Source organism: Shewanella electrodiphila, from assembly GCF_023283985.1.
Lineage (GTDB): Bacteria > Pseudomonadota > Gammaproteobacteria > Enterobacterales > Shewanellaceae > Shewanella > Shewanella electrodiphila.
Genome location: NZ_JAKIKU010000001.1, coordinates 527,671 through 539,863 on the forward strand (window position 1 = coordinate 527,671; position 12,193 = coordinate 539,863).

Here is a 12,193-nt window from a genome sequence, read left to right on the forward strand (position 1 = left end):
TGCTTACTCGCTATTGAGGATACTTTTTAATAGATTCATCATCTAAACCTACCTTTTTTAGGATGACTTTAAATCTATTTTCCTGATGGTATTTAACTAATCTCGGATCATTTCTACTAAATATAAGACAATTTGATTGATGGTAAACCGCATCTTCAAGGTACTGAAACATCAATTCTTTGTCGTCTAACAAGGCATAGACAACTGCTGTTTCATAAGGACAAACATATTGGTCCATTGATTGAGCTTGCGCGACTAAATTAAGCGCTTTAGAACCAAAATTTGATGCTGCATAGGACTGTGCTAATAATACGAGAGGTAATGAGTCGTTGAGACTTAAAGAGACTCCCTGTTCAGAAAGTTTGATACTTTCTTGTTCCTGTTGATTTATATATTTTGCGACGGCTAAACTTAATAAAGGATAAGGTTGTTCAGGAAGTAATCGATGCTTTTCTGTTCCCCAGGCTATAGCACCCTCTATATCATTAACCATCATTAACGCCCACATCCCCCATTCTGCAATTTCTAAATTAAGGGGGTCAAGGGTATTGGCAGACTCTAATGCTTGCTTCAACTTTTTTTTATTCCCCAATGCTGCGTAATATAATGCAAATCCTAGTTCGGTCGTCGCTAAGTCTGGTTGAAGTTGTTTAGCCTTATTTAACATGTTCCAAGCTTCTTGCCATTGCCAGTTGTGTACGTAAGCCAAACCTAATGATGAAAGCACTTGTGCTGAGTCTGGTTTAATTGCAAGAACTTGTAAGGATGAACTGATCACATCGGGCATGACTTTTTTTGGGGATTTAAAAAATGTCATTAATAGCCTGTAAGCATCTGACTTTGCTTTGTAAGCTTGGACGAACTTATCGTCTAGTTCAATGGCCTGATTAAACATTGCAATCGCTTGCTCTGTGGAGGAAAGCGTCATTTTTGACAAAGCGTGCTGCCCTTTAATGTAAAACTGATAGGCTTGCATATTATCGGTTGGCGGTGATGCTAGTTGCTTTTGTTGTTGTGAAAGTACCATAACTTTCAATGTGTCTGAGACCAATGTTGCTATTTTTGCCTGCACAGCAAATATATTGAGACTATCCGAGCTGATGTCAAAATCATTTACCCAGATGAGTTCCTTTGTTTGAATGTTTTCAAGTTCAACAGTTACACGTATTTGGCCATTGACACTCTCGCTCACAGCACCGTCTAATACATATTCTATTTGAGGTAATTTGTTCAGAATATGACTTCGAATTTTATTATTGCTAAAGGTGAAGGAAGTTGGTGGTGGGAGAGTCGTAATACCCTCAATTTTTCTGAGATCTTGAATTATTTCTCGGGTCATTTGTTCGGTAAAAGGCACCCAGCTTTCATTGTTCGTGATTGTTGAGAAGGGCACAACTAACAGTATTGGTTCGTGACTTTTTGTGCCAGTTTTTTGATAATAAAACCAGAAAGTAAGGATTATCACTGTGACTAATAAAGTCATTAGCCATTCCCACTTACGATGGTAGAAAGTGGCCAGTATAGGCACTTTATTGCTTAAACTAGAAGGTTGTACGTTAAATGATATTTGCTTTGGGTTTTCTTCAATTTGAGCTATAAACTGATAACCTCTTGAGCGTATTGTGTTGATAATTTGCTGCCTTTCGCCATCATCACCTAATACATTGCGAGCGGTTTTAATATGGTTACTTAAGGTCGTATCTGAAACTTCTCTATTTGCCCAAATATTTTGAAATAACTCACCTCTTGAAATAACCCTTTGGCGATTCTCAATTAAGTATACGATCAAATCGAATACTTTAGGCTCTACAGCAATAACGTTCCCATCAATGCGGATTTCGAATTGAATGAGATCGATTTCTGTTTGGTTATATCGATAAATCACAATGAGTTTTCATCCTGAATCTGTTTGTCGACAGAAATGTGAACAAATAATTAGCTAAAGATTATCCAATCTTCATGTTGTTTAGCACCGCTAATTAATACTAGAAGTTCTATTCGCCAGTGAAAAGGACTAACACTATGCCGACATTAACTGAACTTATTCTAGATCCCGTATCGCTCACACTGCTAGCGATATACGGCACATTAATTGTGATTGAAATTAGCTTCCCTGCACGAAAACTGCCGAAGGTGACTGGTTGGATCCCGATATCTTTAGCCGTATTTAGTTTTTATTTTTTGCTATCTAGCTACCTGCCATTATTGATTGACCCATACTTAAAACCGTTTCAGATAGCTAATTTAGATGACCGGAACTCTTTTCTTGGTACTATTTTCGCCATCTTAATTTTCGAGTTATTGATTTATATTTGGCATAAGGCAATGCATAAACATCAAAGCCTGTGGCGAATATTTCACCAGATGCATCATAGTGCTGAGCGGCTTGATAGTTTTGGCGCTTTTTACTTTAGTCCCTTCGACATGATTGGCTTTACTTTGATTGGAAGTATAGCTCTGAATATCTTTGTTGGGTTATCGCCAGAAGCAACAACTTGGTTTTTTTATAGCACTATGGTGTTAGCTATTTTTCCTCACCTCAATATTAATACACCCCAATGGCTCGGGTATATCATACAAAGGCCTGAAAGCCATTCAGTGCACCATGAAAAAGGCGTGCATGCTTTCAATTATTCTGATTTACCCATCTTTGATATTATTTTTGGCACGTTCAATAATCCTAAAACGTTTGCTAAGGAAATTGGTTTTTTTGATGGAGCTTCGAGAAAACTGCCTCAGATGTTAACGTTTCAAGATATAAACTCATTGAAAAGTAAATAAAGATGACTTTTTATAGGTGGTTTTTATGTTTGTATTTCAATAATATAAAGCTGAATGCAATGATAAGGATGCTAAGTGACATTACAAGTAATTGAACAAGATGAGGGTGAAGCATCTTTTACCCCGTCTAAAATCGTATGCGTAGGGCGCAACTACGTCGATCATATCCAAGAGTTAGGCAACGAAATCCCCTCAGATATGGTGGTATTTGTTAAACCGAACTCAGCCATTGGTCAAAGTCTGCCGTCATTTATACAAGAGCCGATTCATTATGAAACAGAGCTTTGCTTTAAAGTTGAAAATGGTCAGTTTGCTGCAGTAGGGCTTGGGTTGGATCTTACTAAACGTGCTTTACAATCAAGCCTTAAAAGTCAGCAATTACCCTGGGAGCGTGCTAAGGCATTTGACGGCTCAGCAATATTTAGCCAATTTATCAGTTTATCGACATCATCACTCAAGGCGAATGCGAGTTTTTGCTTTATGCTCACGATTGATGATGAACTGATTCAATTAGGCCATAGTGATTTGATGATGTATTCGGTTGATCAGATCCACCGTTCTATTAGCGAGTTTATGTCATTGGTTGATGGTGATATTGTGATGACAGGTACGCCAAAAGGAGTCGGAGAGGTCACTAAAGGTGCAGTTTTTGAAGTGAAGCTTTGGCCTGGCATTGAATACCATTCTTATGAGCAATTATTAGCAGACCTTAACAAAGCTCAACCTATGATATGTCAGTCATGGGTCGCAGAATAGTTTGATTTAATTTAGCTGGCACGATAGCCCATGTTTGCGTGCGCCTAACTGATGTTGTTTGTCGTTATAGCGCTTAAAAGTTTGCAATCACCTGTTATGACACTCATAACAGATATTGTTGTTTTAGCTGAAGATATAAAGGGCAAGGTTGAAAGCCTAGCTATTTCCGCCCATAAAAGTGTAGCAAAGTGGTGAGTGTAAGTTTGGGTTTACTTCATGTACGCCGCAAAAGATCACTGCGCAGAGATCTGATTGAAAAGGCTAAAACTGAGCGATATTAACCTAAGAAAACAGGCAAAATCGATGTTGATAATTATGTATGAACACCAATTATGCCGTTAGCGATGTTTAATTAAAATCTTATGGTAATGCCTAATTCGATTGGGCAAATATCTGGCTAAACGATGGGCGCTTGTGAATTTCTATAGGTTGATTGAGCTTTCTTGCCAGATCACTTGCTGCAATTAATCCTCTGATGTGATGCAATTCTTGATCGATTACCAGCATGTGGTGAAGGTTATTCTCTTGCAGTAATCGAACAATATCACTCACTTTTGCAGTTGATATTTGATTGTAATCAAAAGCTTGTAGTTCTTCTCTTGGCACCATAATTTCAGTTACCAATAACTCATCAATCGTTAAAGAGAGACGCTTAGCTGTGAGCATCAGATTGTGATGAGATAGTTCTTGTTGGGTAATGATACCCAGAAATTTATCATTTTTATCCACGACCAAGCGCATATATGCGTGAGTTTTTTCCATGATTTTAGCAGTACCAACTGCACTGGTAGAGGCATCAACAATGATGGGTCTAGATACATCAAAATCAGTAAAAATCTCTAAAGCTGAAGAGTCTAAATTGGGTGTTGTTGACTCTGATGACCATAAAAGGTGATCGATAGATGCAGTACTAAATAATTCTAAATTTCTCATGTGTTTTGTTCCGTTACGCTATGTAAACGGCTTAGGTTACTGAAAGTAGCGACCGCTATTATTCAGGATTGGTGCAACGTCCTTTATATGTTTAACATCAAAAAACCTTAACCTTGTGTTAATAACAATAGACCTGTGGATGCAAGTGAAGCAAGTACATGAAGAACATTTAATTTAGGTTAAGCTACTGTTGTGTATGTTAAATTTTGTGCTAACATTCTAGTGGGTAATAACGCAAGGACGACAAAATGCCGACCAAACAAATCACTAGCAAAGATGGATTATCGAAGGAGTTTAAGTATTTACTGGCAGGCACGTCAGTCAATATTGATATCATTACGCCTGTTGGTAAAAAAGGTCGCTTTAAAACCACTTTTATTGGCTATTTACCTGAAGAATATATTCTCATTCAATTTCCTGAATCTCATAAATTGGGCAGTTTCAGCCAATATATTAAGCAGGGATTACAAATTACAGTACGCGGCTTAGTAGAAGGTCATGAAGCGTCGGTCATTGCTTTTATTTCCAGCATAAAACAAACCTTGAGCCAGCCTTCTAATATTATGGTTTTAGACTTCCCTAAGAGTATGGTTATTCATAATTTACGCTCTACTAAACGCGTACTGACAGACTTACCAATGAAAATTTGCACTACACCTGATCATTTATCAGGGACATTGACTGATGTTTCTTTAGCTGGATGCCAGCTTGAACTAGAGCTGCAAAAGAAAGGACTAGATGAAGGTGAAGAAATCGTCATAGAAGTCGATGAAAACGGGCAAGAGACCATCAGGGTAAAGGCAAGGATTTGCAATGTGAAGCCCTCTGATGATGGCACCGCATTGGGTTGCCAGTTTTTGAATGAACAAGAAACTGAAATAGAGAAAATTGTTCATATGGCATTAATGGCAGAACAATAATTATCTCAATTTGGCATCATTGATTAACTTGCGTTACACGCTAAGTTATTTTGCAAAAATAGCCTAATGCTTAGGTTTAACAGTATTAGGCTGAGAGTCATTGTCTTATCTTTTAATTAGCTGATTTTACTGTATTAGCTTAACTGTATTAACTAAGCTGTATTAGCTTTTCCAGAGGCGCTGTTTTGTCACCGCTCTTGGCTTTCCTTTTTTTATTAACCAATAAACGTAAACAAGGCTCAAAACAATGGTTAGGCCTTTAAATATGTTGGCGCTAGCTTCACCCATTGCACCACCTGACATACCAAAAATACCGTAAGTGGCGTTCATAAAAAGATGCATCCACATAGGGTACCAAATGCTGTAACCACACTCACAATAGAGCCAAGCAAACCAAGAACCAGCGACAGCCATAAAAGCAAACAACATCAATGCAGATATGACATCATGGCTTTGGTAAAGGTGTCCAAAACCAAAAATCAGTGAAGTGGTTATTGCAGCAGGAATAAAGCCCCATTTACAAACCCGAAATAATAGACCAAATAAAATGGCTCTAAAAATTATCTCTTCAAACAATGCAGGGTAAACCGATCCTGTTATCACTGCCGCGATAGATAGGTTTAAGTCTGTCGATAAATAAGCGTAACCGAGAGTCATAGGAACGCAACATAATAAGGCGGAGGTTAAGTAGCAGTCTTTGCGATCAGAATTGAGCCCTAACACGGCTAAAACAGGCTCATCTCGAAAGATGTACAAAGTGAAAAAAACAAAAGGGCCGTAGATAAAAAGCCATCTGGCTAGTGAGTGCAGAACATAAGAATGGTTATCTAATGCTAGTAGTGTTTCTGTCCATGTTTCACCCCATAAATTTCTTATCAATAAATGGCTACAAATGAATGCCGCCAACAAAAGTGTTGCTCTGATTTTATTTGTCATCTTCTACCCAGTCGTCATTTAGTGTTTATCGAATGACAGTTTTAACAACGAGTGAGTAAGTCACAATACTTTTGGGATTAGCTTAAAATTTTAGTGGTGAAACCTGTCGAATAGGGACGAATAACATTAACTAGGGGCGAGTGACAAAGCGGTTTTAATTACAGCAATATATGATCGAGACACAGGAACGATAACGTCACTAAACTGCATTGTTAGTTTTAAACCATTGGCATTACCGTGGAATGATTTCACGTGTGATAAATTTACCCCGTAAGAGCGATGGCATCGAACAATATCGCTATCGTGTGGTAATTGTTCTAGCGCTTTAACCAGTGTCATGCGCAGTAAGTTAACAGTCGCTTGGTTGTCTTTTATTGTAATGATTTCACAGTAGTTATCGGCTGATTTGATCAAAATAATATCGGCTAAGCTGACAGATAAAAAGTCTGACTTGTTCTCGCCCGTTATTTGAATGACAACAGAATTATCGGTTGTTTTTTGGGCTTTATCTTCTGTTAACGGAGCTTTTGTTAACCGAGAATTTGTTAACTGAGCATCTGTTGATTGAGTATCTGTTGATTGAGTATCAGTTAAGCGAGCATTAGATAAAGGGGCAGATGGAGTGGGTTTACTCGTTGATGTCACATTATTATGGTTACGAAAATACATAATCGAAACTGGAAATATCGCAATAGTCGATACGTAAAATACAAATATCAGCTGATTTTCCCAGTGCCAACTATCATAAACGGCAACAACGAAATAGCTATGATTGCACAGCGCTGCGATTGTGATGTATAGGCTAATGATTAATAGAGGATAAGGTTTTATTTTGGCTCTATGGTGAGATAAGGCTATCTCAATCATCCCTGCAATAAAGACGGCTAGGAATGTGGCAACGCCATAGCCTGCTAAGCGTAAGTATTTAAATGATAACTCTGACTCATAAGTGCCAAAAGGCTGAAAGACACATAAGATCAGCACTGTAATACTGGCAGTTAACAAAGCCCGTTTTTGTAAAGTAATGCGAGAGTTTAGCGAGTAGTTCAACCAAAACATGAAAGATATTCTAATGATAAATTTTACAAAACACTAACATAAAACTATCTCTAAGAGAAAATCAAAGACGGTTGAAATGAATTCCCTTCTAAGTGAAAAACTTAGCGAGTGTCAGTGATGTTTAGGGGTATATAAGGTGAACTTATTCAATGTGTGTAATGGCCAACTAATATTGAGTTCTTCCTTGAACATCCTTGCTTTATTATGTCTTTTAAAACGACAAAGTAATTACTTTGCCGTCTTAGCACTCTGTCACTATTTAACCCTTGAAATGGTGAACCTATCTAAAAGGGTTAAAGTGGTGAAGCTTGTTTTAATTTATAACATCTAAACTTTAGGTTTTAGGCTTAATGCCTTATCAATATCTTCAGCACTATTGCGGTTAGGGACTTGTTCCCATTCTTCTCCCCATGAACGGTTCACAATTCTTCCTCGCTCTACAGCAGAGCGTTGCTCTATCTCTTTTGCCCAGCGAAGTAAGTTAGGATAACTTTCCACATCCAAAAATTCAGCGGCATCGTAGAGATTACCTAAGACTAAATTGCCGTACCAAGGCCAGGTAGCAATATCGGCAATACTGTATTCGTCGCCTGCAAGATACTGATTATTTGTCAGTTGCTTATCTAATACATCGAGTTGTCGCTTGGCTTCCATTGAAAAGCGATTAATTGGGTATTCAAATTTTTCAGGCGCATAGGCATAGAAATGGCCAAAGCCACCACCAAGATAAGGTGCAGAGCCTTGAAGCCAAAATAGCCAATTCATCACTTGAGTACGACTTGCTAGTTCTTCAGGTAAAAAGTGACCAAACTTTTCAGCCAGATAAACTAAAATTGCACCAGACTCAAAAACATTAATGGGTTCATCCGTGGTGTAATCGAGTAATGCAGGAATTTTAGAGTTAGGATTGACTGCAACAAAGCCTGAAGAGAATTGATCACTTTCGCCAATATTAATGATGTGAGCATCGTACTCGGCTTCAGTTACTCCTGCTGCCAGTAGTTCTTCAAGCATGATAGTGACTTTCTGTCCGTTAGGCGTACCCAAAGAGTAAAGCTGCAGAGCATGCTTACCTTTAGGCAGCACTTTATCAAAACGGGCACCAGAATCAGGTCGATTGATACTTGCCCATTTTCCACCATTTTCATCTTCCATTTTCCAAACTCTAGGCGGAGTGAATTCGTTCGTCATTGTAAAACCTCATTAATTTGACACTAGCTAAAAGATGACCATCAATGCTTTTATCTAGCTTCTGCCGACTGGGATACATTTCTCGTGCTATGTAAAAGATATTAGGGCAAAACTTAAATAAAAAAGTCTAGGACGAAAAATAGATTAGCAGAATTGGTTATTAATAATGAAGCGCTGTGATAATTCTATTTGTGTGAGGAGTGAGCTTATTAAGTAATGGACTAGTTAATTAGTTGACTCTTAAGTGAGTTTTTGCCATTTTAGATATTGGATATCATGGAGGATATATGAAAAAAATTATTTATGTTATGTCATTGTTGTTAGTTTCAGGGAGTCTAAACGCCACATCGATTCCGCCAGTCTTAAACTTTTTACCATCATGTGTTGCATCGAATCAAATCAGTGTAGAGCAAAGTGATACCTACGATTTGAAAGATACAGAAATACAAGAAAGTTATACCGATGAGAGATTCAATGAAATAAGACAGAAATATATTCTTCAAGCATTTAATGATACTCAGTTGAAGGCTGCAAAATATGGTTCTGATGGAATTATTATAAATAAAGTTAATGCTCTCCATATTAATCGTGACGTTAAAGTCTATGGCGAACTAGCACGCCCATTTGTCCGTAAAGTTAACCAGTTTCGTATCGTTGTTTTAGCTGAAGTAATTACATTTTGTGATGACGATAAAAGTCTAACCCAAGTAACATCCCCCTATAATGATAAAGGGAGACAGGTTAATGAATTGACAGTACAGGTTCTTTTATCAAAAAAGGAAGTGAATTTGATAGATCTTGCTGACAAGTTTAGTGCTCCTGACTCAAATGTTAACTCATTTAGTGCCTACTCTATTAAAATCGGTGATGATTTCAAACAACTTGAATCTTTAGGTCAAGAAAGTGCGAGACTAATTTTATCTGATGGAAAAATCGCATATGGTTATGGACGGAATTTATGGTTTATTTTAGAAAATAAGATGGTTGTAAAGATAATTCACAACACCACTATTTTAAATAGTCATGGCAAAAATCAAATTGTATATAGTGAAAATTACGATGCCAAAAGATGGGTTACTTCTGAGGGGATTACATTAAAAGATACTTTTGATAAGGTCAGTGAAAATCTTGCTTTAGAGTCAGAAGGAGATGAATATTTTGTTAAAGGGGAAAACTCTAGGCTATATTTTTCATTTGACGAATATATGCCTTATGACTCGATTGAATCAGAAAAAAAAGTTAATGGATTTAGTGTTACTCATAGAGATTATTTAGGGCTCCAACATACGGTGAAATATGAAGAATTCTCTCTAGAAAAGATAAGAAAAATTTTGACTTATGAAAATAGAAAAATTAACACCGATTTTGCAAATCGAATATACCTGAACAAGAAAGGGGTATGGGACATTGTCAGCCCTAATATTATGCTGAATACTAAAGATAGTGTTGTTCAAAGGGTAAAAATTACCGAAGCGGTTTCTGGTGATCAAAGCGAAAGACAATTTCTTGAGTTGTTAGAAAAACTGAATATCCCAACATCAAAAAAAGATTTCTTGTTTCGATATCCTGATTCTCATGATGAATTCGACATCGTGAATTTGTCTAACGAACATTACACTTTGAAAGCTGCATTTGAATCCCATGAGCCAGAAGCACAACTAGTTGAAATGACAGTAAGCTTCTTTGATTAGTACTTACATTTTAAACAGTTATGAGGCTTACAATAAGTAGCCCTCAATCGAGGGCATAATTTTATGTTCACTAGTTGCTCTTAGTTGTTTCTCTGAACCATAATGGAATGAAGCACCTAAATAGCGAAAGGCTAGTATTCAAAAGGTAGCCTTATTATAACTTAGTTGTCACTTCAAAATTGACTCTGCGGATTTTTGAGCGCTCAGCTTTGGTAAGCTTTTTACCTTTATCTTGAATGATATGGGCACTTGAAGCTAACTGATTTGGAGAGGCACCAAGTACGACAAGATGTTCAACTAACCCTTCTGCACGACGTTTAGCAAGCGCTTTATTGTATTCAATGGTGCCTTTATCATCCGTGTAACGTAACCGTCCTACCAAGTACATCTTCAGCTTACCGCTTTGAAGCTATATCTTAATAACTAACTATTACATCAGGAGTTAATATGGCTAAACGTTCTCATTCGGATTGGACTAACTTGATCCAGTAACAGCCTGGCAGCGGCTTAACTATTACAGATTTTTGTCGTCAATATAAGCTAAGCACCAGTACCTTTTATGCCCGCAAAACCAGTAAGACTAGCACTCTCCCAGAAAAAGGAGCTCCGTTTTTTATCTTCAACTTTTCAAATTGTAGGCGGAGTGAATTCGTTCGTCATTGTAAAACCTCATTAATTTGACACTAGCTAAAAGATGACCATCAATGCTTTTATCTAGCTTCTGCGGACAGGGATACATTTCTCGTGCTATGTAAAAGATATTAGGGCAAAACTAAAATAAAAAAGTGTAGGACGAAAAATAGATTAGCAGAATTGGTTATTACACTTTCGATTTTATTATAAAGTCACAAGAAAGGCAGAATATAAAACTCGTCTAAAAATTTGTTTTCAATATAAAAATATTACTTGATGTATACTCAAATGACTTAGCTGAATCGATAATACCGACTTTAATTAAGGATATTCAAACCCTTAAGTAGTTAGCGTTTTTAACTTAAGCGTTTGTACTCTGATATGCCAATGATGGCGGATTTGCTTGGTGAGCATTACTCTTTTTTGTTGTTTCTAATTAAGAGGATATAAGTTTTACCGAAGGTATTAAAATTGGTTGCAGTTAATCATTTAGCGTCAGATGGCGCTAATAGCTCATATGACGAAACGCTTTTCTCACTGATAGCTCAAGATCTTGAACAAAAAGGTTACAGCATTCGCCTAGGTGCACTGCCTGAACCGCTAGCCCAATCATTACTTACCCATCAACTATCTATTGAGGCTGAAGCTTTCAAAAGTGCGGGTATCGGTCGCGGTGAAAAATACCTGCAGAATGAATTTGTGAGAACAGATGAAATCTGTTGGATTACAGAAGGCGCAACACCGGCTAATCAATGGCTTGATTGGACAGCCAGGTTACAAGATTATTTGAATCGGCGGTTATTCTTAGGGCTGTTTTCTTTCGAAAGCCATTTTGCTCATTATGGGCCTGGTGATTATTACAAACGCCATTGTGATGCCTTTAAAGGTGAAGCTAATCGGGTGCTTTCTGTTGTCGCATATTTTAATTCAGGCTGGACCAGTGCTGATGGTGGTGAGTTAGTGCTCTATATGAATGAGCAAGATAAACAAGGCCTCAAGATTGTGCCACTGTTAGGCTCTTTGGTTATTTTTTTAAGTGAAGAATTTCCCCATGAAGTATTACCTGCTAAGCGAGACAGGCGCTCGATAGCAGGTTGGTTTAGGGTAAATACTTCTGTCGCTAACAAAGTTGATCCACCTGTGTAATTTGACTTAGTTACTAAGTCGCCTTAAACCACAGTGTATCTACTGTGGTTTAGGGCGCTCTTGTTTAAATTGCTCTTGTTTAAATTGCTTTGGTTTAAGTTGCGCTTGTTCAAGGCGATTAGTTTTAACGCGACTTGGTTTTAAATG

Annotated in this window: 11 protein-coding genes; 5 read left to right on the top strand and 6 right to left on the bottom strand. The window is 37.5% G+C overall.

Features of this window, described 5'->3' with window-relative positions; all coding sequences use genetic code 11:
• Nucleotides 1–10: 10 nt before the first annotated feature.
• Nucleotides 11–1,885 carry a winged helix-turn-helix domain-containing protein gene (locus L2737_RS02375; protein WP_248954636.1) on the bottom strand — a complete coding sequence of 625 codons (1,875 nt, stop codon included), beginning with the start codon at nt 1,883–1,885 and terminating at the stop codon, nt 11–13.
• 137 nt (nt 1,886–2,022) lie between these two features.
• Here L2737_RS02375 and L2737_RS02380 point away from each other — a divergent pair, with 137 nt between their 5' ends.
• Both L2737_RS02380 and L2737_RS02385 read left to right on the top strand, forming a co-directional pair.
• Nucleotides 2,023–2,781, top strand: coding sequence for a sterol desaturase family protein (locus L2737_RS02380; RefSeq protein WP_248954637.1), 759 nt, complete (start codon nt 2,023–2,025; stop codon nt 2,779–2,781).
• A gap of 75 nt (nt 2,782–2,856) precedes the next feature.
• The gene (locus tag L2737_RS02385; RefSeq protein ID WP_248954638.1) at nt 2,857–3,537 is read left to right on the top strand and encodes a fumarylacetoacetate hydrolase family protein; all 681 of its coding nucleotides are present in this window, start codon (nt 2,857–2,859) and stop codon (nt 3,535–3,537) included.
• A 372-nt stretch (nt 3,538–3,909) separates the two neighbouring features.
• Here the strand turns inward: L2737_RS02385 and L2737_RS02390 are convergent, their stop codons facing one another.
• Entirely contained in the window at nt 3,910–4,470 is a 561-nt protein-coding gene (locus L2737_RS02390; protein WP_248954639.1) for a CBS domain-containing protein, read from the bottom strand.
• Between the two features lie 248 nt (nt 4,471–4,718).
• Here L2737_RS02390 and L2737_RS02395 point away from each other — a divergent pair, with 248 nt between their 5' ends.
• Nucleotides 4,719–5,390: a flagellar brake protein gene (locus tag L2737_RS02395; protein ID WP_248954640.1), complete on the top strand. Its 672-nt coding sequence runs from the start codon at nt 4,719–4,721 to the stop codon at nt 5,388–5,390.
• Nucleotides 5,391–5,552: 162 nt separating this feature from the next.
• Here the strand turns inward: L2737_RS02395 and L2737_RS02400 are convergent, their stop codons facing one another.
• From L2737_RS02400 to yghU, 3 genes are all read right to left on the bottom strand, one after another.
• Nucleotides 5,553–6,326, bottom strand: a complete 774-nt coding sequence (locus L2737_RS02400) for a CPBP family intramembrane glutamic endopeptidase (protein ID WP_248954641.1) — start codon at nt 6,324–6,326, stop codon at nt 5,553–5,555.
• 126 nt (nt 6,327–6,452) lie between these two features.
• Entirely contained in the window at nt 6,453–7,385 is a 933-nt protein-coding gene (locus tag L2737_RS02405) for a LytTR family DNA-binding domain-containing protein (protein ID WP_248954642.1), read from the bottom strand.
• Between the two features lie 327 nt (nt 7,386–7,712).
• On the bottom strand, nt 7,713–8,576 hold the full coding sequence (gene yghU / locus L2737_RS02410) for a glutathione-dependent disulfide-bond oxidoreductase (RefSeq protein WP_248954643.1): 864 nt from the start codon (nt 8,574–8,576) through the stop codon (nt 7,713–7,715).
• Between the two features lie 287 nt (nt 8,577–8,863).
• On the opposite strand from yghU, the gene L2737_RS02415 reads away from it, so the two are divergent.
• Nucleotides 8,864–10,267 carry a hypothetical protein gene (locus L2737_RS02415; RefSeq protein WP_248954644.1) on the top strand — a complete coding sequence of 468 codons (1,404 nt, stop codon included), beginning with the start codon at nt 8,864–8,866 and terminating at the stop codon, nt 10,265–10,267.
• Nucleotides 10,268–10,421: 154 nt separating this feature from the next.
• Here the strand turns inward: L2737_RS02415 and L2737_RS02420 are convergent, their stop codons facing one another.
• Nucleotides 10,422–10,655, bottom strand: coding sequence for an OmpA family protein (locus tag L2737_RS02420; RefSeq protein ID WP_248954645.1), 234 nt, complete (start codon nt 10,653–10,655; stop codon nt 10,422–10,424).
• A gap of 716 nt (nt 10,656–11,371) precedes the next feature.
• Here L2737_RS02420 and L2737_RS02425 point away from each other — a divergent pair.
• A complete protein-coding gene (locus tag L2737_RS02425; protein WP_248954646.1) occupies nt 11,372–12,046 on the top strand; it encodes a 2OG-Fe(II) oxygenase in 675 nt (224 codons plus the stop codon).
• Nucleotides 12,047–12,193: the final 147 nt, after the last annotated feature.